This window comes from Acidibrevibacterium sp. (assembly GCF_049965395.1).
Classification (GTDB): Bacteria; Pseudomonadota; Alphaproteobacteria; order Acetobacterales; family Acetobacteraceae; genus Acidibrevibacterium; species Acidibrevibacterium fodinaquatile.
On record NZ_JBMFWJ010000022.1, the window covers coordinates 15,021 to 41,060 of the forward strand.

A 26,040-nucleotide genomic window follows, 5' to 3' on the forward strand; every position below is an offset into this window, starting at 1 on the left:
GTGAGGAAACCGCCCGCGAAGGATGTCGCCATGCCCCTGCCCCGACGATCCCACAGCCCCGGCCGCCGAACGCCGAGGGGGGCTGCGTGCCATGGCTGATGCGATCCTGGTCGTCAATGCCGGCTCCTCCAGCATCAAGTTCGCGCTTTACGATCTCGCCGGCGCCGGCCAGTTCACAACGATCGCCCATGGCCAAATCGAAGGCATTGGCACGGCGCCGCATCTCCTCGTGCTCGGCCCGGCGCATGAGGTCCGCGCCGAACGCTATTGGCCGGTCGGGGAGAGCCATACCCATGAGGATCTGCTCGACCCGCTGCTCACCCTGATCGACAAGGAACTCGTCGGGGAGGCGCTCCGGGCCGTCGGCCACCGGGTCGTTCATGGCGGCGAGCGGCATTTCGGCCCGGCGCGGGTGGATGCGGCGCTGCTCGAGGCGCTGGCGAAGCTCACGCCGCTCGCGCCCTTGCATCAACCGCACAACCTCGCCGCGATCCGCGCCATCGCCGCGCTGCGTCCCGGCTTGCCGCAAGTCGCCTGCTTCGACACCGCGTTTCATCATGGCATCGCGCCGGTGGTGAGCCGGCTCGCGCTGCCCCGCCGCTTCGCCGAGGAAGGCGTGCGGCGTTACGGGTTTCATGGCCTGTCCTATGAATTCATCGCCCGCGCGCTCGCCGCGTGCGCGCCCACACTCGCCCGCGGCAAGGTGATCGCCGCCCATCTCGGCAACGGCGCCAGTCTTTGCGCAATGGACGCGGGGCAGAGCATCGATACCACCATGGGCTTCACCGCGCTCGATGGGCTGGTGATGGGAACGCGCACCGGCAGCATCGATCCCGGCGTCGTGCTCTATCTCATGCAGCAACACCGGCTCGACGCCGCGGCGATCGAGGATCTGCTCTATCATCGCTCGGGTCTTCTCGGCGTCTCGGGCATCAGCGCCGATATGCGGACCCTGCTCGCAAGCCGCGACCCGCACGCGCGCGAGGCGGTCGAGCTGTTCGTGTTTCGCGCAGCACGTGAGATCGGGGCGCTCAGCGCCTCGCTCGGCGGGCTCGATGGGGTGGTTTTCACCGCCGGCATCGGCGAGCACGCGCCCGACATCCGCGCCGCCATCGCCGCCCGTCTCACCTGGCTTGGCGCCGTGCTCGACGCCGACGAAAACGCCCGCCCGACCACCGGCCCGCGGCGGATCAGCGCCAAGGACAGCCGCCTCGCTCTTTGGGTTATCCCAACCGACGAGGAAGCGATGATCGCCGAACACACCCGCAGCCTGACGGCGGGCTGAGCGCCTGCGGCGCGGCCGCGCAAACGTGATCTCGATCAAAGAACTTGACGCAGATCAAGGCGGAACGTGCGCGCCAACCTATGATCGCTTCTGTTGTCAACGTCAAAATAGGAGGGATCCATGCACGCGAGCGATATCATGACCCGGACACTCGTCACCGTCGGGCCACGCTCGACACTCAGCGAGGCGATCACCAAAATGGTCGAGGCGCGCGTGAGTGGCCTGCCCGTGATCGATCTCGAAGGCCGGCTGGTCGGCATGCTGACGGAGGGCGATCTTCTCCGCCGCGCCGAACTCAGCACCGAAAAACAGCGCTCGAAATGGCAGCAATTCCTGCGCGGCCCGGCCCGCAACGCCGCCGAATACGTGGCAACCCATAGCCGCCATGTCGAGGACGTGATGACCAAGGATGTCGCCTCGGTTCCCGAGAATGCCGGCATCGATCAGGTCGTCGAACTCATGGAGCAGCGCGGCATCCGCCGCGTGCCGGTGATGCGCGGCGATGTCGTGGTCGGCATCATCAGCCGCGCCGATCTCATCCGCGTCATCGGCGAGGCGCTGGGCGCCCGCGCCGATGCCAAGCGCGACGATCCGGCGATCCGCGAGGCGCTGCTCGGCGAACTCAAGAAACAGAATTGGTTCGGGGCGCAGAGCGTGTCGATCGTGGTTGAAAACGGCACCGTCACGCTCGAGGGTGTGTTGTTCGACGACGCCGCCCGCGCCGCGCTCGTGGTCGCCGCCGAGAATGTGCCCGGCGTGAAAAGCGTCGTCGACAAAACCACGTTCGTCGAGCCCGTTCCCTTCGTCGGATAAGGCTGCGGCAGTGGGCGCGGAAAAGGTGGCACGACGATGAGCCAGGAGGTCGGCGGCGTGGTGGCGCGCGATACCGCGGCGGCGAAGCCGGCGAAGGCGCGCTCGCCGCGGCGGATTCTGCTGCCCGCCGCTTTGCTGCTGCTTCTTCTCGCCGCGGCAGGCGCGGCCTATTGGCGCCTTTCCCACCCGCCCGCCGCCGCGACCAGAGTCACCGTGTTCGGCACCATCGATATTCGCCAGACCCAAATTGCCTTCAACGACAGCGACCGCATCGCCCATCTCTATTTCCATGAGGGGGATCGAGTGACTCGCGGACAGTTGCTCGGCGATCTCGATGAGGCCCGCCTCAAAGCCAATGCCGACAAAGCCGATGCGGACGTTGAGGCGGCGGACAAAACCCTGACCCGGCTGCTCGATGGTTCGCGGCCGGAAGAAATCGCCGAGGCGCGCGCGGCCCTTGCCGCGGCGGTGGCGACGGAGGCGAATGCGCGGATCAATCTCGCGCGTTACAATACGCTGTCACCGAGTGGCGCCGAGACCAAGCAAAATCGCGACAACGCCGAGCAAAGCCTGAAAGTCGCAGCCGCCAACCGCGAGGCCGCCGAGCAAGCGCTCGCGCTCGCACTCGAGGGACCACGGTGGGAAGATATCGCGGTCGCGCGCGCGCAACTCGCCTCCGCCAAGGCCGCCGCCGCCTACGCACACCGCCAACTCGAGGATGCCAAACTGCTCGCCCCGGCCAATGGCATGATCGAGGATCGCATCCTCGAGCCCGGGGACATGGTGACGCCGCAAACCCCGGTCTATACGCTCGATCTCGACGATCCGGTTTATGCCCGCGCCTATCTCCCCGAACACGAACTCGGCAAAATTCGCACCGGCATGCACGCTTGGATCGAAACCGACGCCTACCCTGGGGAAAAATTCCCCGCCTGGATCGGCTTTATCGCAACCACCGCCGAGTTCACGCCAAAAACCGTTGAAACCACCGATCTTCGCACCGCGCTGGTCTATCGGCTGCATGTTTATGCCTGCAATCCCGGCGGCCGGCTCAGGCTCGGCGCGCCGGTGACGGTGATCATCCCGCTCGAAAACAACGCGCCCGGCGCCCAGGCGGCTAACCCTTGCGAGAGCGGCAATGGAAGATGATGTTTTGCACTTCCGCGACGTCGTCAAAGAGTTTCAAAGCGGAGCGCAACCTATCGTCGCCCTCGATGGTCTTTCGTTTTCGCTCGCGCGCGGGCGCATCACTGGCCTGATCGGCCCCGATGGCGCCGGCAAGACGACCTTAATGCGGCTCGCCGCAGGGCTTTTGCTGCCCGAGCGCGGCGAGGTCATCACGCTTGGGCACGAGACGCGGCGTGGCGCGCGCGCGGTGCATGGGCGGATCGGCTACATGCCGCAGCGCTTCGGGCTCTATGAGGATCTCACGGTTGAGGAAAATCTCGACCTCTATGCCGATTTGCAGGGTCTTGCGCGAGAGGTGCGCCAAGCCCGCTATGATGAACTTCTCCGCCTCACCGCGCTCGGCCCGTTCGGCAAGCGCCAGGCGGGACGATTGTCCGGCGGGATGAAGCAGAAACTCGGCCTTGCCTGCGCGCTTTTGCGGGTGCCGGAGCTGCTCTTGCTCGATGAGCCGACGGTCGGCGTCGATCCGATTTCGCGGCGTGAACTCTGGGCGATCGTCGTCGGGCTGCGCGCTGAGGGCGTCAGCGTCTTGATCAGCACCGCCTATATGGACGAGGCGGAACGCTGCGATGATATTTTACTGCTCAATCAGGGGCGTCTTCTCGCCGAAGGCACGCCGGCCGCGTTCATCGCGCCGCTCGCCGGGCGGTGTTTCGCGGGCCATGATCGGCAGCGTTCGCGCCGCGCCCTGCAACAGACGCTATACGCCGAGGAGACGGTTCTCGAAGCCAGGATCGAGACCGAGTCGGTGCGGGTTCTGCTCAGCCCGGGCGCTCGCCCGCCGGCCATCGCGGGCGTCACCTGGGAGGCGAGAAATCCTGATTTCGCCGATGCCTTCTTCGAGCGTCTGGCCGCCGGCAAGACCGCGCGCCGGCCGCAGGCGGCAAACCCGCCCAAGGCGGACGCTGGCGAGGGCGCGGCAATCGTGCTTTCGGTGCGTGGCTTGAACCGGATGTTCGGCAGTTTTCACGCGGTCAAGGACGTCACGTTCGCGGTGCGAAGGGGCGAGGTGTTTGGCTTGCTCGGCGCCAATGGAGCGGGCAAGAGCACGACGTTTCGCATGCTCTGCGGCTTGTTGCCGGCAAGTTCGGGCGAATTGCAGGTGGCCGGCCAGGATTTGCGTACAGCACCGGCGGAGGCGCGCCGCAATATCGGCTATGTCGCGCAAAAATTCTCGCTTTATGCCAATCTCAGCGTCGATCAAAACCTCGCCTTCTTCGCTTCCGCCTACGGCCTGCGCGGCAAGCGCAAGCGCGAACGCCTGGCTTGGGCGGAGGAAGAATTCGAACTCGCCGCTTATCGCGCGATGACTGCCGGGGATTTGCCGCTCGGCTATAAACAGCGCCTCGCGCTCGCTATCGCCCTCCTCCATGAGCCGGCCATCCTCTTTCTCGACGAGGCGACTTCGGGCGTTGACCCGCTGGCGCGCAGCGAATTTTGGCAACGCATCAATCACTATTCCGCGGCGGGAACCACGGTTCTGGTGACGACGCATTTCATGGATGAAGCGGAATATTGCGATCATCTCGTCTTGATGTCGCTCGGGGAAGTGCTGGCCGCCGGCACGCCGGCCGAGGTCCGCGCCAAGGCAAAAAGCGCAAGCCTCCCCGCGCCCAGCATGGAGGAAGCCTTCATCGCCTTGATCGAGCAAAACGAGGCCAAGATCAGGCGGGCGGCATGAACGGCCTGCGGCTGCGCGGCTTGCTGCGCAAGGAATTCATCCAGATCTTTCGTGACCCCTCAGCCCTCGGCATCGCCTTCGTCATGCCGATTTTTCTCCTGCTTTTGTTCGGCTATGGCATTTCGCTCGACTCCCAGCATGTGCCCGTTGCCGTGGTCGCCGAACATCCGAACCCGCAAATCGCCCCGCTGATCGCCGGGCTCGGTCATTCGCGCTATTTCGAGCCGCACCTCTTTCGCACCATCGATGCCGCAAAGAATGCCTTGCAAGCGCGCGAGGTAAAAGCAATCCTCTGGCTACGCAGTGATTTCAGCCGCAACGCGCTCGCCGGCAATGGCGAGGATGTCGGCGTCATCGTCAACGGTGTCGATGCCAATGATGCGCGGCTGATCGAATCCTATCTCTTGCAGGTCTGGCAGATCTGGCTTGCCCAGCAGCAGGCGCATCAGGCGGCGCCCGGCTTTCCCGTCGCCTCTCAGTTTCGCATCTGGTTCAATCCGGCGCTGCGCTCGCGCGATTATCTCGTCCCCGGCCTGATCGCCGTCATCATGACGTTGATCGGCGCCCTGCTCACCGCGCTCGTCGTCGCGCGCGAGTGGGAGCGCGGCACGATGGAGGCGCTGATGGCCTCGCCGGTGACGATGGCGGAGATTTTGGTTGGCAAGCTTCTCCCCTATTTCGTGCTCGGGATGGGCGGCATGGCGCTTTCGGTCGCGATGGCGCTTTGGCTTTTCGCGGTGCCGCTGCATGGCCATTTCCTGACCCTCGCGCTCGCCTCGGCGTTATTCCTGCTGGTGGCCCTCGGGATGGGGCTGTTGATCTCCTCGGTCGGAAAAAGCCAGTTCGTCTCAGGACAGATCGCGATCATCGTGACCTTTCTGCCGGCGTTCATCCTCTCCGGCTTCGTCTTTGATATCCGCTCGATGCCGACGGCGATCCAGATCATCACCCACGTCGTCGCCGCGCGCTATTTCGTCGCCATTTTGCAAAGCGTCTTTCTCGCCGGCGACGTGTGGCCGATCCTTTGGCCCAATCTGCTGGCACTCGTCCTGATGGCAGCGATTTTCCTCGGCCTTACCCTGCGGCGCTCGCAAAAGCGGCTCGACTGAGATGTGGCAGCGGCTTTTCGCGCTCGTGATCAAGGAATTTCTCGCCCTTCTGCGCGACAAGGCGAGCCGTTTCGTGCTCATCGGCCCGCCGGTGGTGCAGCTCGTCGTCTTCGGCTATGCCGCGACCTTCGATCTCAACCATATTCCGTTCGCGGTCTTCAACGAGGATCCCGGCCTCGCCTCTCGCCAATTGCTCGCGCGTTTCGACGGCGCGCCGGTTTTTCAGCGCGTCGCGACCCTTTCGTCTGACGCGCGGATCGCGCCCCTGATCGACCGCCAGGACGTGTTGGTGGTTTTACACATCGATCGGCAATTCAGCCGCGATATCCTCGCCGGCCGGCCGGGGCGGGTGCAGGTGATCATCGATGGCCGCAATTCCAACACCGCGGCGATCGTGCTCGGCTATGCCAACACGATTTTGCTGGATTTCGACGCCGAATGGGGCAGCACCCATCCTTGGGCGCATCTTCCGGCGCAACTCGTCATGCGCGCTTGGTACAACCCCGATCTGCTGTCGCGCTGGTTCGTGATCCCAGGCATCATCGGCTTGCTGACCCTGGTCGTGACCATGCTGGTGACCGCCCTTTCGATCGCCCGCGAGCGCGAGATGGGCACCTATGACCAATTGCTGGTAACCCCCCTCCGCCCGGCCGAGGTCCTGCTCGGCAAAGCCATCCCCGGCTTCATCATCGGCAGCGGCGAGGCGACATTCATCGCCCTGGTCGCGATCCTCTGGTTCGGCGTGCCCTTCACCGGCAGCGTGGTCGCGCTGGTTCTCGGGCTCGGCTTGTTCCTGCTGTCCGCGATCGGCATCGGGATGATGATTTCCGCACTCGCGGCGACCCAGCAACAAGGGCTGCTCGGCGCCTTCCTGTTCCTGGTGCCGGCCATTCTGCTCTCGGGATTTGCAACCCCGATCGCCAATATGCCGCAATTCGTGCAATATCTCACCTATCTCAACCCGATGCGCTATTTGATGGTCATTCTGCGCGGCAGCTTCCTCCAAGGAGATCGCGCCGGCGATCTCCTCGACCAATATTGGCCGCTCGCGGCGATTGGCCTTACGACCATGATCGCCGCCGCCTGGCTCGCGCGCAAACGGATGTATTGACCCCGCGCCCGGCACTGGCGGAGGGCGGCGGCGCGAGTTATGTTCAGGCCGCTATATCGCTGTCGCCCTTTCCCGCCGGAACCCGCCCGTGTCCCGTCCTTGCCCGTCACGCCGAACCCTCTTGCGCGCCGCCGCCTTTGGTATCCTTGGCGCCGGGCGCGCGCGCGCGGCCACGCCGCCGGCGATCGCCGCCGCCGCCGACCTCACCTACGCGCTGCCCGAAATCGCCGCCTCGTTTGCCCGCGAAAGCGGCCACGAGGTCAAGCTGGTGTTCGGCTCCTCGGGCAATTTCGCGACCGAAATCGCCCATGGCGCGCCGTTTCAGGTGTTTCTCAGCGCCGATGAGGCGTATGTCGCGTCTCTCGTCCAGAGCGGCCACGCGCGTGACGAGGGCGTGCTCTACGCGGTCGGCAGGATCGGCCTGCTCGCCGGCCCCGGTGCTGCGTTCACCGCCGATCCGGCGCTCGATGGCCTCCGCGCCGCGCTCGCGCAAGGGAGGGTGCGGAAATTCGCGATCGCCAACCCCACCCATGCCCCCTATGGCCGCGCCGCGCGCGAGGCATTGCAGCATGCCGGGCTGTGGGAGGCACTTTTCCCCCATCTCGTGCTCGGCGAGAACGTCGCCCAGGTGGCGCAATTCATCCGCGCCGGCGCCGCCGAAGGCGGCGTCATCCCGCTCTCGCTCGCCCGCGCGCCGACCTTTGCGCAGGCCGGCGCCTTCGCCCTGATCGCCGCCGATTGGCATCAGCCGCTCCGCCAGCGCATGGTGCTCCTGCCTGGCGCCGGGGCGATCGCGACGGCGTTTTACGATTTCGTGCAAAAACCGCCGGCGCGCACCATCCTCCGCCGCTATGGGTTTCTCCTCCCCGGCGACCGGCTCGGCTGAGATCACGGTGGACTGGGCCGCCTTCGCCCTCTCGCTCGAACTCGCCGGCGCCACGGCGTTCCTGCTGCTGCCGTTCGGCGTCGCGGCCGGGCGGGCGCTGGCGGCGCGGGCGTTCGCCGGCAAGGGGCTGGTGCAAGCCCTGCTCGCTTTGCCGCTGGTGCTGCCGCCGAGTGTACTCGGCTATTATCTTCTGGTCGCGTTCGGCATCGCCTCGCCGCTCGGGCGGGTTTGGCAGGCTTTGTTCGGGCATCCGCTCGCGTTCAGCTTCAGCGGCCTGGTGTTTGCTTCCCTCATCGTCAACCTGCCCTTCGCGGTGCAGCCGATCGAACGCGCCTTCGCCGCCATCGCGCCGGAGATCCGCGAGGCCGCCTGGGTGTGCGGGCTCAGCCGCTGGGCCGGATTCCTGCGCATCGAACTGCCGCTCGCCTGGCCCGGCATCCTCGCCGCCTTCGCCCTCACCGTCGCCCACACCATGGGGGAATTCGGCGTCGTCTTGATGGTCGGCGGCGGCATTCCCGGCGAGACGCGGACCGTCGCGATCGCGATCTATGACCGCGCCCAGGCGCTCGATGGCAGCGGCGCCGGGCGGATGTCGCTGCTTCTCCTCGCCTTTGCCCTGGCTGCCCTCGGGCTCGTGCAGATCCTCGGCGGGCGGGTCGGCGGGCGCGATGGCTGAGATCAGCGAGACGGCGACGGCGGGGCTCGCCGCTTTTCTCGCGCAACCCGGGCCGATCCCGCTCGATGCCCGGCTCTGCGTCCCGGCGGGTGAGCTGCATGCCCTGATCGGCCCCTCGGGCAGCGGCAAAACCACTCTGCTGCGGGCGCTTGCGGGGCTCTATCGCCCCCGCGCCGGCACCATCGCCTGCGCCAATGACACCTGGTTCGATGCCGCGCGCGGGGTTGATCTGCCGCCGCAACGCCGACGCGTCGGCCTGGTGTTTCAGCATTATGCGCTGTTCCCGCACCTCTCGGCGGCGGGCAATGTCGCCGCCGCGCTGGGCCATCTGCCGCGCGGCGTTCGCCTGGCCCGCGCCCGCGCCCTGCTTGGTCAGCTCGGCCTCGCGGCGCTCGCCGAGCGCCGGCCGGCGACGCTTTCAGGCGGCGAGCGCCAGCGGGTCGCGGTCGCGCGGGCGCTGGCGCGCGAGCCGGCGCTGCTTTTGCTCGACGAGCCCTTCGCCGCCCTCGATACCAGAACCCGCCGCCATCTCCGCCAGGAACTCGCGGCGTTGCGCCGCCGGCTAGCAATCCCGATCCTCCTCGTGACCCACGATCTCGAGGAGGCGGCAGCACTGGCCGACCGGATGACGGTGCTCGAGCGCGGGCGGACGCTGCAAACCGGGGCGCCGGCGGCGATCATGGCGCGGCCAGCCTCGCGCGCCGTCGCGCGCGTCGTCGATTTGCCGAATCTGTTCGATGGCGAGATTCTCGCCAGTGGCGAGACGCCGGCCGAGACGCGCATCGCCTGGCAGGGCGAGACCATTCGCGCCGGCGGCTCCCTCCCATTCCCGCCCGGCACCGCGATCGCCTGGACGGTGCCGCCGGCGGCGATCACGCTCCACGCCGCGCGACCCGGAGAGAGCACCGCCAACGTCCTCGCCGGGCGTATCGGCGAGGTCGCGATCTTGCCCGGGATCGCCCGCGTCGTCTTTCTCGCTGGCGACGGCGCTGCCTTCGTCGTGCCGCGCCCGCCGCCCGGCGCCGGGCCGCCGCTGCCGCAACCGGGGGAAGCGGCGGCGATCGCCTTCGCCCCGGAAGCGGTGCATGTGATGCCGCTTACGGCGTGACGTCGCCCGCCGCGACCGCCGGCGCGGCATTGCCCCACGCATTACGGATATAGCTCGCGATCGCGGCGATCTCGGCACGATCGAGCGCGCCCGCGAAACCCGGCATGGCGGCACCAGTCGGGGCGGCGTCGGTCGCGGCGGCGCGGGCGCCGTTTAAGATCACGCGGAGGATGGTCGCGGGGTTCGAAGCCTGCACGAGCGCGCTGCCGGCAAGGCGCGGGAAAAGCCCGGTCGTTCCCTCGCCGTCTCGCCCATGACAGGGGGCGCAGCGGAGGCGGTAAAGCCCTTCGCCTGCGGCCATTGCGGCCTGCGGCGGCGGCGCGGCGGCTTGGCTGGGTGGGGGTGGCGGCAGGCTTTTCAGATAATGCGCGATCGCCGCGCGATCGGCCGCGGTCATGCGGGCGCCCGACAGCGTCACCACCTCAGCCATCGGGCCGCTCGCGAGCGCGCCATGGGCCGCGCCGGTTGCGAGGAAGTGCGCGATCTCGTCCTCGCGCCAGGCGCCGAGCCCGGTGCGCCGATCGCCATCGAGCGCCGGGGCGACCCAGCCCGCGACCACCCCGCCATTCAGCGCGCGCGCCGCGATATCCCCGCCGAGCGCGGTTTTCGGTGTGTGACAGGCGCCGCAATGCCCCGGCCCAGTAACGATGAAGGCGCCGCGATTCCAAAGCGCGTCATGGCTGGGATCGGGCAGCGGCGGCGCCGGCTTGGCATATAACGCATCCCAAAACACGAGCAGGAAGCGGAGATCAAAGGGAAACGAAAGATCGGCGCCGCGCGCCGGCTGATGGACGGGCGGGAGGGTTGCGAGAAAGGCGCGGATCGCCGCGCTATCTTCAGCGCTGAGGCGTGCGAAATAGGGAAAAGGGTGGGCGGGATAAAGAAAACTCCCATCCGGTCTTCGCCCAAACCGAAGTGCCCCATCAAACGCCGCCGCCGACCAGGCGCCGAGCCCGGTCTCGCGATCGGGCGTGAGATTGGGGGCGATCACCCAGCCGAACGGGGTTGGAATCCGCCGGCCACCAGAAAACGGCGCGCCCCCCGGCGGCGTATGACAGGCGGCGCAATCGCCAAGGATGGTGAGATATTGCCCCGCCGCCACGCGCTCCTCGGCGCGCACGGGGAGAGCCGCAAGCAACAAGAAAAAGGCTGCGCAGAGCACGGTTTTCATGCAAGCGACCCGGGTGCCCTAAGATAGCGGCCGATGATCGCGTCCGCCGTGCGCAGCGCAAGCGCGGCAACCGTCCCGGTTGGGTTATAGCTCGCGTTCTGCGGAAAGGCAGAGGCGCCGACGACGAAGAGATTATCGCAGTCCCAGCTTTGCAGATAAGGGTTGACGACACTCGTCTCCGGGTCCGCGCCCATGATCGCGCCGCCGACATTATGCGTGCTCTGATAGGGAACGATGCTGTAGGGCGCTTTGCGTTGCTCGACCGCGAGCCATTCCGGCCCCATCGCGCGGCCGATTTGGGCAAGCCGATCGGTTACGAAATGAGACATGCGAAGATCGTTGGGATGGAAATCGAAAGTCAAGCGAAGGAGCGGCCGGCCGAAACGGTCGCGATAGGTGGGATCGAGATCGCAATAGGCGCCGCGATGGCTGAGCGAACTGCCCGACGCGAGAAGTCGTGTGGTACGGAGATAGGATTTCGCAACCGCCCGCTTCCACTCAGCCCCCCAGCGCGGTGTTCCGGGTGGCGTTGGATGGTTCAGCATCGGCCGTGAATTGGTCGCGAGCGCCGCGAGATAGGCGCCGCCGATGAACCCAAGCGGGCCATGGTCGTAATGTTCGCCGTTCCAATCATCGACCACCATGCCGAGCGCGCCGGCGCCGATGAAAGGGTTGAGGATCTTATCGGCAAAGCCGAGCTGCACCGAGGACGTCGTCTGATAACTGTAATTGCGTCCGACGACTCCCCGGCCGCTCGCCGGATCATAGGGTGCTCCGATCCCTGAAAGCAGCAGAAGGCGGATATTCTCGAACGTATAGGCGGCAAGAAGAACGATCGCGGCGGGCTGGAAGAAATCCTCGCCGCTCGCATCTCTATAGGTGACGCCAAGCGCTTTTTTGCCAGCACCATCATGGTTGATCGCCAGCACCAAACATTCGGTGCGCAGCGAGAAATTCGCGCGCCGGCGCAACAGCGGCATCAGCGTCGTTTGCGGGCTCGCCTTGGCGTAGTTGCCGCAGCCAAAGCGCTCGCAAAATCCGCAATAGCTGCACGCGCCGAGGGTTACGCCAAACGGATTTGTGTAGGCTTGCGAAAGATTGGCCGAGGGCTGCGGAAACGGATGATAGCCCTGTTCCGCCGCCGCTTTCGCAAACAGCGCCGCGGCATACGGCATGGTGAGCGGCGGGTTTGGATAGTCGCGCGCTCGCGGTCCTTCGAAGGGATTGCCGCCAGGCTGGATTTTCCCCTGAAGATTACCGGATTTTCCCGAAATGCCGCAGAGATATTCGAAACGGTCATAGTACGGCTCGAGCGTGTCATAGGAAACGCCCCAATCCTGGATGGTAAGATCGGGCGGGAGAAAGCGCCGGCCATAGCGTTCGAGCACGGTGGTTTTGAGGGTAAAATCGCTCGGGCGGAAGCGCCAGGTCTGGCCGTTCCAATGCACCCCGCCGCCGCCCGCCCCGCTCGCCGGCAGAAACGAGCCCCAGGCCCGCACGGGAAGCGCCGTCTGATCGCTGCGATTGCGGAAAGTGATTGTATTTTCAGCGGGTTTGACGACAAGATCATGGCGCACCGCATAGCGCAACTCGTCGGGGGCGCGGCTCGGCGGAAAATCCTCGGCGGTGTCGCGATAGGGGCCACGTTCGAGCGCGATCACCGAAAGCCCGGCACGGCTCAGCGCTTCGGCGAGCAACGCGCCGCTCCAGCCAAAGCCGATGATCACCGCATCGACCGGTTTCAGCCGTGTCGTCATGCGAGCGCGACCGGCGGCGCGCGATAGGGCTCGCCGTGCCGCGCGACGACGTCGCGATAATCATAGCGCGCACCTGGGAATCCGATCAGCCGCCAGCCCGCCATGCCCTGATTGCCGCCATAGCGGGGATCGGCGAAAAAGCCATCGATCGTATCGCGCAGCACGAGGTCAAAAAACGCCCGCCCGCCGCCGCTGATCCCGATCCGGCCATTTTCGAGATCGCTGAGCACGCGGTCCTGCGTTGCGGGATCGAGCGCGGCGAACCCGCGCCCCGCAAACGCCGCCCGGCAATGGCGATCGAGATCGGCGAGCGCCGCGCGATAGCGCGCCGCCGGGATCAGCGGCGATTGCATCCCCTGGCTGGGAAGGCCGGGAAGAAAGGGTGGGCGCATATAAAGATCGCGGCTGCTGCCATAGGCGCCGGCGAGCTGGCGGTCGATGAAGATCGCCGCCCCCACCTCGCCCGCGCCGGGGCCGAGTTCATCGGGCGGGATCAGCCGATCGGCGATGGCGGCGACACTGGCCGCTTCCTCCGGGGTCAAGAAGCGCAACCCGCTCTCCGGTCTTTGCGCCGCGCAGCCGGTGAGCGCGACCACGGCGGCAGACGCCAGGAGTTCGCGCCGCTTCATGATCCCTCGCCGACGCGCAGGCGCACCGAGACCGGGCAATGATCGGAAAGCCGCGAGGTCTTACGATCGGCGCCGTGATCGACCAATACGCGCAGACTATCCGGCTCCAGCCAGCGCTGCGCTGCGCCGCCGAGAAAAACACGATCGATGAAAGGCTCGCCGCCCCAGCAGGGCGAGGCGTGGCCGGCGGTCGCCTCGGTGAGCGGCGCGGCCTCGGCGAGGGCGGCGGCGAAATCATCGTCGCCCTCGGCCCGGCGATTGAAATCGCCGATCACCACGAACGCCTCGTCGGCGCGGGCACGGGCGGCGATCCAGCTTTCGAGCACCCGCGCCTGGGCTTGCAGCACATGGCAGGCCGGGCGGCGGCTTTCGGCGAGCCGATCGCTGCGGCAGCCGGCCTTGAGATGCAAGGCGAGCAAGCGAAGCTGGCCGCCCGGGAGATCGAGGGTGATATCGGCGCCGCTGCGCAAATGCGCGCGCACTTGCGGCGGGTAGGTATCGAGCGCGGTGAGATCGGGATGCGCGATCACATGCCAATCACGCCGCACCGCGAAGCCGACCCGCTGCACCACGCGATCCCCCGTCATGTAAACGGCGTAGCGTTCCGGCGCGAACACCGCTGCCGCCACCTGCGCGCCATCGACTTCCTCGATCGCGATCACATCGGCATCGAGCCGGCCGGCGACGGCGCGCAGGGCGGCGATATCCTCGGGACGCTTCGGGGTGACATCGGGCGGCAAGGCGGGATCGCCGGCATCGCGGGTGGTAAGCCACTCCAGATTCCATGTCGCGAGCTTGATCTCCTGGGCCGTTGCCGGCGCCAGCGCGGCGAGAAGAAAAAACAACCACAGCCAGACCCTGACCAAACGCCGCGCTCCCATGCCCGATAGCCCAAGACTTGGCGAAAGACCCGCAATCCGCAAGACTCGGCGTACAAGACCAAGGAAACCGAGGATTATGCCCAACCCCCCAGTGACCCCGCCCTTCGATCCGGCACGCCTTGCCGATTTTCTCACCCGCCAGCTTGGCACCAAGGGCGAGATGCGGCTCGAACCGATCGCGGGCGGACAATCCAACCCGACCTATTTCGTCACCTTCGATGACCGCCGCCTCGTGCTCCGCAAGCAGCCGGACGGGCCAGTCCTGCCCTCCGCCCACGCCGTCGATCGCGAATACCGGGTGCTCGCAGCGCTTGCCGGGAGCGCGGTGCCGGTGCCGCCGGTGCTGCTTTATCACGGCGAGCGCGACATCGTGGGGACACCGTTTTACATCATGGCGCGCATCGAGGGGCGAGTTTTCGCCGAAAGCATGATGGCCGGGGCGAACGCTGCCGAGCGCGGGGCGATGTTCCGCTCGGTCGCCGAAACGCTGGCCGCGCTGCACGACGTCGATTGGCGCGCGGTCGGGCTCGAAGGCTTCGGCCGGCCCGGGAATTATTTCCAGCGCCAGATCAGCCGCTGGACCCGGCAATGGGAGGGCGAACGATTTCGCGATATCCCCGATCTCTCGCGCCTCGCCACCTGGCTTGCCGCCAATATCCCCGATGACGACACGACGACGCTCTGCCACGGCGATTTTCGCATCGGCAATCTCATGTTCCACCCGACCGAGCCGCGCGTGGTCGCGGTGCTGGATTGGGAATTGGCGACACTCGGCCACCCGCTCGCCGATCTCGCCTTCAGCGCGCTCGCCTGGCGCAGCCGGCCGGAGGACTATGGCGGGCTCAAGGGGCTCGACCTCGCGGCCCTCGGCATCCCCACTGAGGCCGAGTATCTCGCGCATTACTATCGCAGCCGGCGCGGCCCAGCCCCACCCTTGCAGCCCTTTCACACCGCCTTCGCGCTGTTTCGCTTCGCGGTGATCTTCGAGGGTATCGCCGCCCGCGCCCGCCGCGGCACCGCCGCAAGCGCCAACGCCGCCGATGTCGGCAACCTCTCCCTCGCCTTCGCCCGCCTCGGCGCGGCGCTGATTCCGGGGTAACGGGAAGAAAATTGTTCTTTTTTTGAAAAAAGAACCAAAAAACGTTTGTCCTCCGGCAGTGCCTGCGGCACTGCCAATTACGACGATGGCTTGTCCGGCTTCGGGGCTTCTCCGGCCGGCTTTTGCGGGAGTGGCTTGGCGCCGCTCGGCCTTCCGCCACCTCGCCATAATCTCGTCAGCATCATATTTGCCGTTGAACATTTCATACCACTCAAAGCGCGCATCGATGAGGATCTATTGCAGTGAGGTAACAAAGTCACTGGCGTTCCGTACGTTTTTCGTCTGCGGCATGAATTCCTTGACGGCATCGAGGATGTGCACGGCGGCCAACAGAATGCCTCAGACGAAAGCGTGCTCCTTCCACACCGCCCAAGCGCCAATGGTTCTGCTTGTCACAGTGGCTTTGAAAATCCTGATCGCCCTGATCCAAACCGCCTGCCTGTCACGATAGCGTTTGACGTAGCAAGCGACAATTTTGCAGGTAGTGAGTTCATTCCAATAAGCCTGCCGCGGATCAGGTGGCGCGTCACTCATGTCCGCCATCGAGAAACGCCGCGACCTCGGGGTTGCGGCGCAGGCGCGCGAGGTCGGCGGTACTCGGGAGTTGCGGCTTGTCACGCACCACATTGACCAGGCAGAGGAAGCCGAGGGGGGCATCTGGGGCGGCCCGGAACTGATGCCAGGTCCAGCCCGGGATCGATACCAGAGTAAAGGGGCGGACCGCTCGCACCGCCTCGCCGACCAGCGCCCGGCCATGCCCGGTGAGCACCATCACCGCATGCGCGTGCTCATGGCGCTCCAGCGTCGAATATCCACCCGGCGCCACCTCGAAATAGCGCCACTCGGCGGCAAGTTCGGGGGTGTGAAACAGCACCTGGCGGTTTACCGCGCGAAACGGCGTCGTCGCGTCCTCCTTGTAGGCGAGGACCGGCACGGACTCCCAGCGGAGACCGCCACGCGCGAGCGCGTCGGCGGCGGTGCCGGCCTCGGCGGCACGAAAAGCGGGAAGGGCGGGATCAGACATCGGAACTCTCCGCGACCTGGCGCACGAAGGCGCTGGTTTCCGCGACCAACGCGGGGCCGGCGGCGAGCAGCGCGCCACCGATCAGCAGCATGGTATCGCGGCCATAAAATGCCAGCATCTCGGGAACCCGCGCCGGTGTCATCCCCCCCGCCGGCACCGGCAGCGCGGGCACGAGATCGGCCCAGGGCGCGCGCGCCGTCTCGGCGATGGCGCGGCACGTCTCCGGCGTATAGCCGAACCGCCCGCCATGATTGGGATAGATCGCGGCGTCGGCCCCGAACAGACGAAACAGCTTGCCATAAAGCAGCGCCGGCGCCATGCGCGCAGCGCCGGCCAAGGCGGGGTGAGCGAGAAACGCGAAATCGGGATTTTCCCGCGTGATCATCTGAAACGCCGGCAAGCCGACCACCAACGGCGCGATCAGGACGGTATCGAGCCCAGCCTTGCGCGCGATCTCGATTTGGCGGCGGAGATCATCGAGCGTGCCCGAAAGATTGGGCGCGTAGCGGGTCGGGTGACCGGTTTGCGCCGCCGCCGCGCCCACCGCCGCGGCGCACGCCGGCACCCGCTCGGCAAACGGCGCATAGGGCTGATCGGCGATACCGTGATCGTCCTTGATCATGTCGATGCCGCCGCGCGCAAAACGCGAGGCCAGCGCCGCCAGCGCCGCCGGCCCCAGCCCCTGCGGCTTGAGCGCGGCACAGGTCAGTGCCCGCGAGCCAACCCCGAGGCGCCGGCGCAACCCGGCGATCCCGTGCCGTGGCCCCGCGAACCCGGCGGCGAAACCGGCCGGCACCGCGATATCCCAGAGCGTGACGTCCTCATGGATCGAGGAATTGCCAAACAGCATGTTCAGCATCTGCCCGGCCTCGCCGCCGCGCCGGCCGAGCATCGTCGCCACGGCCAGCGCGATGCCGACCTCAAACACGCCCTCGCCACGATCCACGATCGTTGCGACCTCGCCGACGATCTCCTCCAAAACAGAGCGCTCGCTGATTGCCGCAAGCGGCATTTCGACGCTCTGCTCGACGGCAAGGGCGGCGGCGCGTTCGGCGATCGTCGCCGCCTCGCCCCGCACCCGGTAAGTCACCAGAACGCGCTGGTCCATCGCTGTTTCGTCCTCCGCTGGCCGGCGCCGTTCTGGCGCGGCGGCGGCGCCCGCGCAAGCCGCGCCGCGGGCGTAAGACGGCGCTCAGACGGCGATATGCTCGAGGAACTCTATCTGCCAGTGCATCTCCTCGGCGGTGAGCGGAAAACCGCCGCCGGCTTTCGGCGACAACAGGCTCGCCGGCGGCAAATCGCAGAGCAAGGTTTGCAGCAGCCCCGCGACCTGCATCGAAAACCCGGCCTTCCACACCAGGCTGACCAAGCCCTTGGCGTGGCGCAGCCGCCGAGAGCGCTCGATCAGCGCCGCCGGCACCTCGGCGGCAACCGCCAGAATGGCGATGCAGCGAACGATATCGCCGCTCCGCACACAGGCGAGAAGGAGCGACTCATCGAGCCGGGTTTCGGCATTGCGCGCCCGCGCCCAGGCGAGCGCCGCTTCGAGATCGGGCGGGATGTTCGGGGCGCTTGGTTTCTCAGGCACGCCCAGCCGGACGCTCAAGCGCTGGCGAAGCAGGGCGATCGCCTCGGCCGGCAGATCGGCGCGGCGGGACAATTCTCCGAGGAGATCGGTCGCGACGATTTCGGCCAGTGCGCGCGCCGCTTTCGCGGTCAGCGCCGGGCGGCGAACCAGCGGCGCGTGCCAGCGTGGCTCGCCTTTGGCGCGGGCGATGAGGGCATCGAGCGTTGCCTCGCGGATTTGCGCACGCGGGTTTTCGAGCAGGATCTGAATCGCTTGATTGTCGCTGCTGGCCGCGATCGCCTCGGCAACGGCGGCGGGAACGAAGGCGCGGCGGGCAATGGTGCTGGCGGTGCCGCTGTGTGGCGGATCGGCGAGCAGCGCCAGCAGATCCTCGCTCTCGAGCAGCGGCGAGAAACGCAGGATCGGCACGCTGACGACGCTGGTCGCATCGCGCGCGAGGCGAAGCACCAGCGCTTGCGGCACGTTCGGGAGTTCCTTGATCATCTCCGCGATCGTCGCGCGCACCCGCACCGCTTCATCGGCGACGAGATTCATCAGGGTCTGATAGGCTTGTTCGCAGAGCCGCGCCTGATCGCCGGCGTCGATCAGCGGCAGCGATGTCGCGAGCTTGCGGGCCAGCAAGACCCGCACCCGTTCATCGGTATCGGCGGCCAGGATCTCGTCGGCGGCCGGCGGCGTCGCCGGATTGAGCGCGACCGCCGCCCGCACCGTCACCGAGGGGTCACTCGCCAGGCGTTCGAGCACCGCCGGCGCGGTGGTGCGGCTGGCGCCGCTCCGCACCCGCGCGGCCTCACTGGCCTCCCCGAGTGGCACGCCAGGCGCGTTGGTGATCCCGGCCGGCATCACTGCCGATCCCCGTCGCGGGGCGCACGGGCAACCCGCCAGCGGCCGCGGCCGGTCCGCTTGACATCATACATCGCCTGATCCGCGCGGCGCATGAGATGGTCGAGATCGAGCCCTTCGTTCGGCCAGCGCGTCGCGATGCCGATCGAAAGCGAAATCGGCGCGGCTTCCCCGGCCGCGAGATGCGCAAGCTCGCTCGGGCCACGTTCACAGAGCGCCGCGGCGCGCTCGGAAGCGGAGAATTCGTCCGCGCCGTCGAGCCAGAGGGCAAATTCATCGCCGCCGAACCGCGCGACGAGATCGGTCGGACGCACCGTCGCGCGGAGCAAGTTTGCGGTGATGATGAGCGCCTGATCCCCCGCCTCGTGGCCGAGCCGATCGTTCACCGACTTGAAATTATCGACATCGACGAAGATCAGGGTGCCCGGCAGGCTCTCACGATCGAGGCGGGCGATGCGCCGCTCGACCTCCTCGACGAAGGCGCGGCGGTTGAAGAGGCCGGTCAGCGGATCGGTGCGGGCTTGGCGCGCCATGTCCTGCTGGATGCTCTCTTGTTCGAGCACGAGACGAAGAATGCCAACCGCGGCGGCCATCACCGCGCGATCCTCCGCCTCCCACTCACGCCCGGTGACGCCGCGCCAGAGCAGCACCGCCGCCGCCCCGCCGAGACGGGCGGCGCAGGAGCTGACCAAAAGACGCTCGCCGAGCGGCCCTGCGATCGGCATCGGCCCGATCTGCTGCGGCCGGCAGAGATGCTCGAGCGCAACCTCGACGAATTCTTCGGGAACGTCCATCGTCTGATGGCGCACCGGGTCGCCGCGCCATTCGAGGGCGGCGTCGCGATGCAGATCGATCACCGCCCCGCCGTCTGCGCCGAGCGCACGGCACAACGCGCCGAGCCCAGCCCGCGCCATGTTGGCGGCCACTATCTCCTGGCGAACGTGCCAGAGAATATGGTCGATCACCTCATTGCGGCGGAGCGCGGCGATGATTTCGCAACGATGGTCCTCCTCCTCGGTGATTTCGACGCCAGAGCCGCGCAAGCCGACGATCCGTTCCTCGCCATCGATCATCGGTGCGGTGGTAAGGCGCAGACAGGCGAGCGAGCCATCGTGGCGCCGCAGCCACACTTGGCGGCGCTGGCGGCTCGACGTCGGCACGAAGACGTTGCCTTGCGCCGCCGGCTCGGCGAGAATCTCGCTGCCGCTGCGCCCAAGCAGCGTCGGCGCCGACCAGCCCAACGCGGGATCGGGGCCGATGAAGGTGAACCTGCCCGCCATATCGGTCTCGAACACGAAATCCGCGGTCAGCAGAACGAATTCCCGCCAGCGCTGGCGGCTATCGAACAGCGCCGAGCGCAACGGTTCGATCAGCGGTTCGGCGAATTTGCGATCGACCTCGGTCATCGGCCGCGATACCTGCGATTGGGGCGCCATTTGCCCGCTTTCCATTCCGCCATCCGCCATCTTCGCTCTCGTGCACGCTTGTGGCGACAATGAGACACCGGAAGAGTAAATGTGGCGTTACCGTGCTGACGATTCGTCGCGAGGCCCCGCGCGCCCCGGCCCGATGCCCTCCCTTGCGTTGACAGCGCCGGGCGGGGATCGCATGGTCGCGCCGCGCCCGCCACCACCACCGCGAAGCCGATGTGAGACCGCATGACCGAAGCGACACTCCGCCCCGCCATCGAGGCCCTCTGGGAGGCACGCGACACCCTCTCCCCCGCAACCGCCGGGCCCGCGCGCGCCGCCATCGAAGCGGCGCTCGATGCGCTCGACCGCGGCGAACTCCGCGTCGCAGCCCCCAGCGAAAACGGCTGGCAGGTCGCGGAATGGCTGAAAAAGGCGGTTCTGCTCTCCTTCCGGATCAATCCTTCGGTCCCGATGACCGGCGCCGCCGGCGCGCCGGTCTTCGACAAGGTGGCGCTCAAGACCGCCGGCTGGGACGAGCAGCACTTTGCCGCGGCGGGATTCCGCGCCGTCCCCGGCGCGATCGTGCGCCGTGCCGCCTATATCGCGCCCGGCGTCGTGCTCATGCCCTCCTTCGTCAATGTCGGCGCCTATGTCGGGCGCGGCACCATGGTCGATACCTGGGCGACGATCGGCAGTTGCGCCCAGATCGGCGCCAATTGCCATATCAGCGGCGGGGTCGGGATCGGCGGCGTGCTCGAACCGCTCCAGGCCAATCCGGTGATCATCGAGGATGATTGCTTCATCGGCGCGCGCTCCGAGGTCGCCGAGGGGGTGATCGTCGAGCGCGGCAGCGTCCTCGCCATGGGCGTCTTTCTCGGCGCCTCGACCAAGATCGTCGATCGCGCCAGCGGCGAAGTGTTTTACGGCCGCGTCCCGGCCTATTCGGTGGTGGTGCCGGGGAGCCTTCCGGGCGCGCCGCTCGCCGATGGCCGGCCGGGACCCTCCCTCGCCTGCGCGGTGATCGTCAAGCGCGTCGATGCCCGCACGCGGGCCAAGACTGCGATCAACGAATTGCTCCGCGAGTGAACCCCGCCGACCCCGTTTCGCTGGCCGCGGCGTTGATCCGCCGCCCTTCGGTCACCCCGCGTGACGCCGGCGCGCAGGACGTGCTGGCGGAAGTGCTCGCCGGGCTCGGCTTTGCCGTCACCCGGCTGCGCTTCGGTGAGATCGATAATCTTCACGCCCGCATCGGCGCCGGCGCGCCGCATTTCGCCTTCGCCGGCCACACCGATGTCGTCCCGCCCGGGAGCGGCGCCGGCACGGGCGCGTGGTCGTTCGATCCCTTCGGCGCCGTCGTGCAGGACGGGCGGCTCTATGGCCGCGGGGCGGTCGATATGAAAGGCGGGATCGCCGCCTTCGTCGCCGCTTGCGCCGATCACCTGGCCGCCGGCCCGCCGCGGGGGTCGATCAGCTTGCTCATCACCGGCGATGAGGAGGGGGTCGCGAAAGACGGCACCGCGCCGCTCATGGCCTGGCTCGCCGAGCGCCGGGAGATCCCCGATTTCTGCCTGGTCGGCGAGCCGACCAGCCGCGCCCGGCTCGGCGATGCGGTCAAGATCGGCCGCCGCGGCAGCCTCAACGCAACGATCACGGTGTTCGGAACACAAGGGCACGTCGCCTACCCCGACCGCGCCGATAATCCCGCCCATCGCCTGACGCGGGCGCTTGCCGCCATGATCGCCGCCCCCCTCGATGCCGGCACGCCGCATTTCCAGCCCTCGTCCTTGCAGATCACCAGCATCGATATCGGCAACCCGGCGACCAACGTGATCCCCGCCGAAGCAACGGCGCGGCTCAATATCCGCTTCAACGACCGCCATACCGGGGCGACATTGGCAGCCTGGCTGCGCGCCACCCTCGCGCAGCACGCCGAGCGCTTCGAAATCGCAACCGCGCTCAGCGGCGAGGCGTTCCTGACCGCGCCGGGGCCGGATGTCGAGCGTCTGGTCGCGGCGATCGCGGCCGAATGCGGCGCGCCGCCGACGCTCGAGACCGGCGGCGGCACCTCGGATGCCCGGTTCATCGCCCGCTATTGCCCGGTCGCAGAATTCGGTCTCGTCGGCGATACCATGCATCAGGTGGATGAGCGGGTGGCGATCGCCGATCTCTGGCGGCTGAAGGCGATCTACGCCCGGATTTTGGCGGATTTCCTAGCATGAACGCCGGGGTTGCGGCCCTCGCCGCGGGCCTGCGCACCGCTGCCCTGCTGGCGGCCGGCCGGGCCGACGGGGTGACCGCGATCGAACCCGGCCTCGCCGGCGCGCGGCGCAGCTTTCTCGCCGCTCTCCTCTCGCTGCCATTGTTTTTCCTGCTGCGCTTGCTCGACTGGTCCGAGGGCGCCCTCCCGCCGCATCCCGGGCACGCGATCGGACTCGATCTCCTCGGCTATATCATCGGCTGGGCGGGGTTCGCGCTCTTGACCCGGCCGCTGGTTGCGGCGATCGGGCGCGCGCCGCTCTGGCCGCGCTATCTCGCGGTGTGGAATTGGTGCAATTTCGCGCAATACGTCCTGCTCACCCTCGGCGCGGTGCCAGAATTTCTCGGCGCGCCCGTGATCATGCAGCAGACCACGGCGCTGGTGACCTTGGGCTGGGCGATCTGGCTGGAATGGTACGCAACCCGCACGGCACTCGCGATCGGCGGGCTGCCAGCGGCACTCTTTACCCTCCTCGATCTCGCCCTCGGCGTCGCGCTGGCCGGCCTCGCCGATCTGCTCGCCTGAGCGCTCACGAAAGGTAAAGTGGTTCTTTTTTTGAAAAAAAGAACCAAAAAACTTTTTGTCCGTTGGGCAGTGCCCTAGGCACTGCCCGTGCCTAGGCATTGGCAACTCCCAGAAAACGGGAAAAAAGTCTTTTTTTCTGAAGTAAAAACGCTCTCAGCTTTGCTAAAACGGATCAAGGGTCTCGGGATAGCGCACGCCGATGAGGCAGAGCCCGGCCGCCGGCGCGGTCGGGCCGGCGCGGGCGCGATCACGCGCGGCGAGCGCGGCCGCGACGTCAGCCGCCCCCCAGCGCCCCTCGCCGACCAGTTTCAACGTTCCGACCATGTTGCGCACCTGGTGATGGAGAAAGCTGCGCGCTTCGGCGGCGATCGCAATCTCCTCACCGTCGCGCGTGACATCGAGCCGGTCGAGCGTGCGGAGCGGGGATTTCGCCTGGCAGGCGCGGGCGCGGAAGGACGTGAAATCATGGCGCCCGAGCAGCGTTTGCGCCGCCGCATGCATCGCCGCCGCGTCCAGCGGGTGCGGGACGTGCCAAACCCGCCCGGCGGCGAGCGCCGGCCGCGCTGCGCGGTTGAGGATGGTGTAGCGATAGGCGCGGCCGATCGCCGAAAACCGCGCATGCCAGCCCGGCGGCGCGAAAGCGGCGGCGCGCACCGCGACGGGATGGGGTTTGAGGTGAAAATTGAGGGCATCGCGCAGACGCGCGGGCGCGAAATCGGCGGCGAGGGCGATCCCGACGACCTGTGCTGCGGCATGCACGCCGGCGTCCGTGCGCCCGGCAGCGATCGCGGCGACCGGCGCGCCGCCATTGAGCCGCGCCGCCGCGGTTTCCAAGACCTCCTGGACCGAAATCCCGACGCCCTGGCGCTGCCAGCCGATGAAAGGCGCCCCGTCATATTCGAGAACGAGGGCGAAATCCGCCATCAGGCGAGCCGATGCCCCGGCGCGATCGGATGGCCGCGGAGGAAATCCGCGACATCGAGGGCAGCGCGGCCGGCGAGCTGAACCCGGAGCGGGCGCAAAACCCCCTCGCCGCAGGCGATCGCGAGCCGGTCATCGAGCACCGTCCCCGGCGCCGCCGGCGGCGTGCCTGCCTCGGCGCGCGCGGCGAGAATCTTGAGGGTCGCCCCCGCGAGGTCGGTAAAGGTGCCGGGCCAGGGATTGAGGGCACGGATCTGGCGCGCGATCGCCGCCGCCGGGCGTGCCCAGTCGATCCGGCCATCCGCGCGCGTGAGTTTCGCGGCATAGGTCGCGCCCGGCGGCTGCGGCCGCGGCGGCGGCGTTTCATCGAGTGCGCGCAGGATCAGCCTGGCGCCGAGCGCGGCGAGCGTGTCATGCAGCGCCGCCGCCGTGGTCTCCTCGGTGATCGGCACGCTTTCTTGGAGCAGGATCGGCCCGGTATCGAGACCGGCCTCCATCTGCATGATGGTAATGCCGGTCTCGTGATCGCCAGCAAGGATCGCGGCCTGGATCGGCGCCGCCCCGCGCCAGCGCGGCAGCAGGCTGGCATGAATGTTGAGGCAGCCGCGGCGGGGCGCGGCAAGGATCGCCGGCGGCAGGATCAGCCCGTAGGCCGCGACCACCGCGGCGTCGAGATCGAGCGCCGCGAACGCCGCTTGCGCCGCCGGATCGCGGAGGCTGAGCGGGGTCGCGACCGCAAGGCCGAGTTCACGCGCCTTCTCATGCACCGGACCCAGCCGTGGCTTCTGCCCGCGCCCGGCCGGGCGCGGCGCCTGGCAATAGACCATCGCGATCTCATGCCCTGCCGCCTGGAGCGCAACCAGCGCCGGAATGGCGAAGGCAGCACTCCCCATCACCGCGAGCCGCATCTCAGCCCGCCGCTTTCTGGCGCTGCTCCTTGGCGAGACGGCGAAGGATCATGTTGCGCTTGAGGGCCGAGAGATGGTCGACGAACAGGATCCCATCGAGATGGTCGATCTCATGCTGGAGGCACGCGGCGAGCAGGCCATCGGCACTGAGATCCTGGGTTTTTCCCTCGAGATTGGTGAAACGCACGGTGACGCGCGCCGGGCGGGTGACATCGGCGTATTGATTGGGTAGCGAAAGGCAGCCTTCCTCGCGGGTCGCGGTCTCGGCGCTGGCGGCGATGACGCTGGGATTGATCAGCACCAGCGGCGCCGGCTTATCGTCCGGCTGCAGATCGACGACGCAAAGCCTGAGCCCAACGCCGACCTGCGGCGCGGCAAGGCCGATGCCGGGCGCGGCATACATCGCGTCAAACAGGCGTGGCACCAGGGCCGCGACCTCGGCGCCATCCTCAGGCCGCACCGGGCGGGCGCGGGCTTTGAGGCGCGGGTCGGGCGCGATCAAAATGGTGAGCGGCGCAGCAAGGGACGATGCGGACATAGGCCGGCATATATCGTGCCGCTGACGCGGTTTCCAGAGCGCCGCTCTCTTGCCGCCTCTTGCAACGCCGCGATGCCCTACCAAGATGAATTCCAGCCGGAATGCCTAAGCGGGTTCCGGTGCCAGCTTCGCTCCTAGGAGGAGGCCCGATGTCGTCACGTGTCTTTCCATCGCCGCTCTTTCTCGGCTTCGATCATCTCGAGCAGATCCTCGAACGTGCCGCAAAATCCGCCGCCGACGGCTATCCTCCCTACAATATCGAGCAGCTCGGCGGCTCCCATCTCCGCATCACCCTGGCGGTGGCGGGGTTCGGCATGGGGGATTTGCACATCACCACGGAAAACCATCAGCTGGTGATCAAAGGGCGTCAGACCGAGGAGATGGAAGGGCGCGTGTTTCTCCATCGCGGCATCGCTGCGCGGCAGTTTCAGCGCAGCTTCGTCCTGGCCGAGGGGATCGAAGTGGAAGGGGCATGGCTTGATAAAGGCTTGCTCCATATCGATCTCGCCAGGCCGCGGGCCGAATCCCGGGCGCGCACCATCAAGATCGGCAAGATGGGCGAACTCGGCAGGACTGGCGAACTCGGCAGGACTGGCGAACTCGGCCGCGCGGGCGGCGAATGACCATAAT

General features: G+C 67.5%; 25 protein-coding genes. 14 read left to right on the forward strand and 11 right to left on the reverse strand.

Annotation, left to right across the window (positions count from 1 at the left end; translation table 11 throughout):
- Nucleotides 1-91: 91 nt before the first annotated feature.
- From ACP5M5_RS08420 to ACP5M5_RS08460, 9 genes are all read left to right on the forward strand, one after another.
- Nucleotides 92-1,285, forward strand: coding sequence for an acetate/propionate family kinase (locus ACP5M5_RS08420; protein ID WP_427936674.1), 1,194 nt, complete (start codon nucleotides 92-94; stop codon nucleotides 1,283-1,285).
- Nucleotides 1,286-1,405: 120 nt separating this feature from the next.
- Nucleotides 1,406-2,098 (forward strand): CBS domain-containing protein, encoded by a 693-nt coding sequence (locus ACP5M5_RS08425; protein ID WP_427936675.1) that lies wholly within the window; start codon nucleotides 1,406-1,408, stop codon nucleotides 2,096-2,098.
- A gap of 36 nt (nucleotides 2,099-2,134) precedes the next feature.
- Nucleotides 2,135-3,247: an efflux RND transporter periplasmic adaptor subunit gene (locus ACP5M5_RS08430; RefSeq protein WP_427936676.1), complete on the forward strand. Its 1,113-nt coding sequence runs from the start codon at nucleotides 2,135-2,137 to the stop codon at nucleotides 3,245-3,247.
- Nucleotides 3,237-4,967 carry an ATP-binding cassette domain-containing protein gene (locus ACP5M5_RS08435; RefSeq protein ID WP_427936677.1) on the forward strand — a complete coding sequence of 577 codons (1,731 nt, stop codon included), beginning with the start codon at nucleotides 3,237-3,239 and terminating at the stop codon, nucleotides 4,965-4,967. Before ACP5M5_RS08430 ends, ACP5M5_RS08435 begins: the two co-directional genes overlap by 11 nt.
- Complete coding sequence (locus tag ACP5M5_RS08440; RefSeq protein WP_427936678.1) at nucleotides 4,964-6,076, forward strand: ABC transporter permease; 1,113 nt, start codon at nucleotides 4,964-4,966, stop codon at nucleotides 6,074-6,076. The genes ACP5M5_RS08435 and ACP5M5_RS08440 overlap by 4 nt, the downstream gene beginning before the upstream one ends.
- Nucleotide 6,077: 1 nt before the next feature.
- Nucleotides 6,078-7,187 carry an ABC transporter permease gene (locus ACP5M5_RS08445; protein WP_427936679.1) on the forward strand — a complete coding sequence of 370 codons (1,110 nt, stop codon included), beginning with the start codon at nucleotides 6,078-6,080 and terminating at the stop codon, nucleotides 7,185-7,187.
- An 88-nt stretch (nucleotides 7,188-7,275) separates the two neighbouring features.
- Nucleotides 7,276-8,073: a molybdate ABC transporter substrate-binding protein gene (gene modA, locus ACP5M5_RS08450; RefSeq protein WP_427936680.1), complete on the forward strand. Its 798-nt coding sequence runs from the start codon at nucleotides 7,276-7,278 to the stop codon at nucleotides 8,071-8,073.
- A 7-nt stretch (nucleotides 8,074-8,080) separates the two neighbouring features.
- Nucleotides 8,081-8,749, forward strand: coding sequence for a molybdate ABC transporter permease subunit (gene modB, locus ACP5M5_RS08455; RefSeq protein ID WP_427936681.1), 669 nt, complete (start codon nucleotides 8,081-8,083; stop codon nucleotides 8,747-8,749).
- Nucleotides 8,742-9,857 (forward strand): ABC transporter ATP-binding protein, encoded by a 1,116-nt coding sequence (locus ACP5M5_RS08460; RefSeq protein ID WP_427936682.1) that lies wholly within the window; start codon nucleotides 8,742-8,744, stop codon nucleotides 9,855-9,857. Before modB ends, ACP5M5_RS08460 begins: the two co-directional genes overlap by 8 nt.
- Here the strand turns inward: ACP5M5_RS08460 and ACP5M5_RS08465 are convergent.
- The 4 genes from ACP5M5_RS08465 to ACP5M5_RS08480 are packed head-to-tail and all read right to left on the reverse strand — an operon-like array spanning nucleotide 9,847 to nucleotide 14,295.
- Complete coding sequence (locus tag ACP5M5_RS08465; RefSeq protein ID WP_427936683.1) at nucleotides 9,847-11,028, reverse strand: c-type cytochrome; 1,182 nt, start codon at nucleotides 11,026-11,028, stop codon at nucleotides 9,847-9,849. The genes ACP5M5_RS08460 and ACP5M5_RS08465 overlap by 11 nt on opposite strands.
- Complete coding sequence (locus ACP5M5_RS08470; RefSeq protein ID WP_427936684.1) at nucleotides 11,025-12,785, reverse strand: GMC family oxidoreductase; 1,761 nt, start codon at nucleotides 12,783-12,785, stop codon at nucleotides 11,025-11,027. Before ACP5M5_RS08470 ends, ACP5M5_RS08465 begins: the two co-directional genes overlap by 4 nt.
- Complete coding sequence (locus ACP5M5_RS08475) at nucleotides 12,782-13,414, reverse strand: gluconate 2-dehydrogenase subunit 3 family protein (protein WP_427936685.1); 633 nt, start codon at nucleotides 13,412-13,414, stop codon at nucleotides 12,782-12,784. The genes ACP5M5_RS08470 and ACP5M5_RS08475 overlap by 4 nt, the downstream gene beginning before the upstream one ends.
- The gene (locus ACP5M5_RS08480) at nucleotides 13,411-14,295 is read right to left on the reverse strand and encodes an endonuclease/exonuclease/phosphatase family protein (protein WP_427936686.1); all 885 of its coding nucleotides are present in this window, start codon (nucleotides 14,293-14,295) and stop codon (nucleotides 13,411-13,413) included. Before ACP5M5_RS08480 ends, ACP5M5_RS08475 begins: the two co-directional genes overlap by 4 nt.
- 76 nt (nucleotides 14,296-14,371) lie before the next feature.
- On the opposite strand from ACP5M5_RS08480, the gene ACP5M5_RS08485 reads away from it, so the two are divergent.
- Nucleotides 14,372-15,394: a phosphotransferase family protein gene (locus ACP5M5_RS08485; protein WP_427936687.1), complete on the forward strand. Its 1,023-nt coding sequence runs from the start codon at nucleotides 14,372-14,374 to the stop codon at nucleotides 15,392-15,394.
- Between the two features lie 526 nt (nucleotides 15,395-15,920).
- Here ACP5M5_RS08485 and ACP5M5_RS08490 read toward each other — a convergent pair.
- From ACP5M5_RS08490 to ACP5M5_RS08505, 4 genes are all read right to left on the reverse strand, one after another.
- The gene (locus tag ACP5M5_RS08490) at nucleotides 15,921-16,418 is read right to left on the reverse strand and encodes a cupin domain-containing protein (protein ID WP_427936689.1); all 498 of its coding nucleotides are present in this window, start codon (nucleotides 16,416-16,418) and stop codon (nucleotides 15,921-15,923) included.
- Nucleotides 16,411-17,526, reverse strand: a complete 1,116-nt coding sequence (locus ACP5M5_RS08495; protein ID WP_427936690.1) for a RuBisCO large subunit C-terminal-like domain-containing protein — start codon at nucleotides 17,524-17,526, stop codon at nucleotides 16,411-16,413. Before ACP5M5_RS08495 ends, ACP5M5_RS08490 begins: the two co-directional genes overlap by 8 nt.
- A gap of 84 nt (nucleotides 17,527-17,610) precedes the next feature.
- Nucleotides 17,611-18,849, reverse strand: a complete 1,239-nt coding sequence (locus ACP5M5_RS08500; protein ID WP_427936691.1) for a DUF2336 domain-containing protein — start codon at nucleotides 18,847-18,849, stop codon at nucleotides 17,611-17,613.
- Nucleotides 18,849-20,255, reverse strand: a complete 1,407-nt coding sequence (locus ACP5M5_RS08505; RefSeq protein ID WP_427936692.1) for a diguanylate cyclase — start codon at nucleotides 20,253-20,255, stop codon at nucleotides 18,849-18,851. The genes ACP5M5_RS08500 and ACP5M5_RS08505 overlap by 1 nt, the downstream gene beginning before the upstream one ends.
- Nucleotides 20,256-20,507: 252 nt before the next feature.
- Here ACP5M5_RS08505 and dapD point away from each other — a divergent pair, with 252 nt between their 5' ends.
- From dapD to ACP5M5_RS08520, 3 genes are read left to right on the forward strand one after another with little or no spacing between them, the layout of a single operon-like run.
- The gene (dapD, locus tag ACP5M5_RS08510; RefSeq protein WP_427936693.1) at nucleotides 20,508-21,347 is read left to right on the forward strand and encodes a 2,3,4,5-tetrahydropyridine-2,6-dicarboxylate N-succinyltransferase; all 840 of its coding nucleotides are present in this window, start codon (nucleotides 20,508-20,510) and stop codon (nucleotides 21,345-21,347) included.
- The gene (dapE, locus tag ACP5M5_RS08515) at nucleotides 21,344-22,480 is read left to right on the forward strand and encodes a succinyl-diaminopimelate desuccinylase (protein ID WP_427936694.1); all 1,137 of its coding nucleotides are present in this window, start codon (nucleotides 21,344-21,346) and stop codon (nucleotides 22,478-22,480) included. The genes dapD and dapE overlap by 4 nt, the downstream gene beginning before the upstream one ends.
- Complete coding sequence (locus ACP5M5_RS08520) at nucleotides 22,477-23,043, forward strand: hypothetical protein (RefSeq protein WP_427936695.1); 567 nt, start codon at nucleotides 22,477-22,479, stop codon at nucleotides 23,041-23,043. Before dapE ends, ACP5M5_RS08520 begins: the two co-directional genes overlap by 4 nt.
- 162 nt (nucleotides 23,044-23,205) lie before the next feature.
- Here the strand turns inward: ACP5M5_RS08520 and truA are convergent, their stop codons facing one another.
- The 3 genes from truA to def are packed head-to-tail and all read right to left on the reverse strand — an operon-like array spanning nucleotide 23,206 to nucleotide 25,410.
- Nucleotides 23,206-23,967 carry a tRNA pseudouridine(38-40) synthase TruA gene (gene truA, locus ACP5M5_RS08525; RefSeq protein ID WP_427936696.1) on the reverse strand — a complete coding sequence of 254 codons (762 nt, stop codon included), beginning with the start codon at nucleotides 23,965-23,967 and terminating at the stop codon, nucleotides 23,206-23,208.
- Nucleotides 23,967-24,872 (reverse strand): methionyl-tRNA formyltransferase, encoded by a 906-nt coding sequence (fmt, locus tag ACP5M5_RS08530; RefSeq protein WP_427936697.1) that lies wholly within the window; start codon nucleotides 24,870-24,872, stop codon nucleotides 23,967-23,969. The genes truA and fmt overlap by 1 nt, the downstream gene beginning before the upstream one ends.
- A gap of 1 nt (nucleotide 24,873) precedes the next feature.
- A complete protein-coding gene (def, locus tag ACP5M5_RS08535) occupies nucleotides 24,874-25,410 on the reverse strand; it encodes a peptide deformylase (RefSeq protein WP_427936698.1) in 537 nt (178 codons plus the stop codon).
- Between the two features lie 149 nt (nucleotides 25,411-25,559).
- Here def and ACP5M5_RS08540 point away from each other — a divergent pair, with 149 nt between their 5' ends.
- The gene (locus tag ACP5M5_RS08540) at nucleotides 25,560-26,033 is read left to right on the forward strand and encodes an Hsp20 family protein (RefSeq protein WP_427936699.1); all 474 of its coding nucleotides are present in this window, start codon (nucleotides 25,560-25,562) and stop codon (nucleotides 26,031-26,033) included.
- Nucleotides 26,034-26,040: the final 7 nt, after the last annotated feature.

What these genes read in the sequence shown, in the direction of transcription:
- ACP5M5_RS08420 (WP_427936674.1), top strand. Translation starts at nt 92, where the DNA reads ATGGCTGATGCGATCCTGGTCGTCAATGCCGGCTCCTCCAGCATCAAG.
- ACP5M5_RS08425 (WP_427936675.1), top strand. Translation starts at nt 1,406, where the DNA reads ATGCACGCGAGCGATATCATGACCCGGACACTCGTCACCGTCGGGCCA.
- ACP5M5_RS08430 (WP_427936676.1), top strand. Translation starts at nt 2,135, where the DNA reads ATGAGCCAGGAGGTCGGCGGCGTGGTGGCGCGCGATACCGCGGCGGCG.
- ACP5M5_RS08435 (WP_427936677.1), top strand. Translation starts at nt 3,237, where the DNA reads ATGGAAGATGATGTTTTGCACTTCCGCGACGTCGTCAAAGAGTTTCAA.
- ACP5M5_RS08440 (WP_427936678.1), top strand. Translation starts at nt 4,964, where the DNA reads ATGAACGGCCTGCGGCTGCGCGGCTTGCTGCGCAAGGAATTCATCCAG.
- ACP5M5_RS08445 (WP_427936679.1), top strand. Translation starts at nt 6,078, where the DNA reads ATGTGGCAGCGGCTTTTCGCGCTCGTGATCAAGGAATTTCTCGCCCTT.
- ACP5M5_RS08460 (WP_427936682.1), top strand. Translation starts at nt 8,742, where the DNA reads ATGGCTGAGATCAGCGAGACGGCGACGGCGGGGCTCGCCGCTTTTCTC.
- ACP5M5_RS08465 (WP_427936683.1), bottom strand. Translation starts at nt 11,028, where the DNA reads ATGAAAACCGTGCTCTGCGCAGCCTTTTTCTTGTTGCTTGCGGCTCTC.
- ACP5M5_RS08470 (WP_427936684.1), bottom strand. Translation starts at nt 12,785, where the DNA reads ATGACGACACGGCTGAAACCGGTCGATGCGGTGATCATCGGCTTTGGC.
- ACP5M5_RS08475 (WP_427936685.1), bottom strand. Translation starts at nt 13,414, where the DNA reads ATGAAGCGGCGCGAACTCCTGGCGTCTGCCGCCGTGGTCGCGCTCACC.
- ACP5M5_RS08480 (WP_427936686.1), bottom strand. Translation starts at nt 14,295, where the DNA reads ATGGGAGCGCGGCGTTTGGTCAGGGTCTGGCTGTGGTTGTTTTTTCTT.
- ACP5M5_RS08485 (WP_427936687.1), top strand. Translation starts at nt 14,372, where the DNA reads ATGCCCAACCCCCCAGTGACCCCGCCCTTCGATCCGGCACGCCTTGCC.
- ACP5M5_RS08490 (WP_427936689.1), bottom strand. Translation starts at nt 16,418, where the DNA reads ATGTCTGATCCCGCCCTTCCCGCTTTTCGTGCCGCCGAGGCCGGCACC.
- ACP5M5_RS08495 (WP_427936690.1), bottom strand. Translation starts at nt 17,526, where the DNA reads ATGGACCAGCGCGTTCTGGTGACTTACCGGGTGCGGGGCGAGGCGGCG.
- ACP5M5_RS08500 (WP_427936691.1), bottom strand. Translation starts at nt 18,849, where the DNA reads ATGCCGGCCGGGATCACCAACGCGCCTGGCGTGCCACTCGGGGAGGCC.
- ACP5M5_RS08505 (WP_427936692.1), bottom strand. Translation starts at nt 20,255, where the DNA reads ATGACCGAGGTCGATCGCAAATTCGCCGAACCGCTGATCGAACCGTTG.
- dapD (WP_427936693.1), top strand. Translation starts at nt 20,508, where the DNA reads ATGACCGAAGCGACACTCCGCCCCGCCATCGAGGCCCTCTGGGAGGCA.
- ACP5M5_RS08520 (WP_427936695.1), top strand. Translation starts at nt 22,477, where the DNA reads ATGAACGCCGGGGTTGCGGCCCTCGCCGCGGGCCTGCGCACCGCTGCC.
- truA (WP_427936696.1), bottom strand. Translation starts at nt 23,967, where the DNA reads ATGGCGGATTTCGCCCTCGTTCTCGAATATGACGGGGCGCCTTTCATC.
- fmt (WP_427936697.1), bottom strand. Translation starts at nt 24,872, where the DNA reads ATGCGGCTCGCGGTGATGGGGAGTGCTGCCTTCGCCATTCCGGCGCTG.
- def (WP_427936698.1), bottom strand. Translation starts at nt 25,410, where the DNA reads ATGTCCGCATCGTCCCTTGCTGCGCCGCTCACCATTTTGATCGCGCCC.
- ACP5M5_RS08540 (WP_427936699.1), top strand. Translation starts at nt 25,560, where the DNA reads ATGTCGTCACGTGTCTTTCCATCGCCGCTCTTTCTCGGCTTCGATCAT.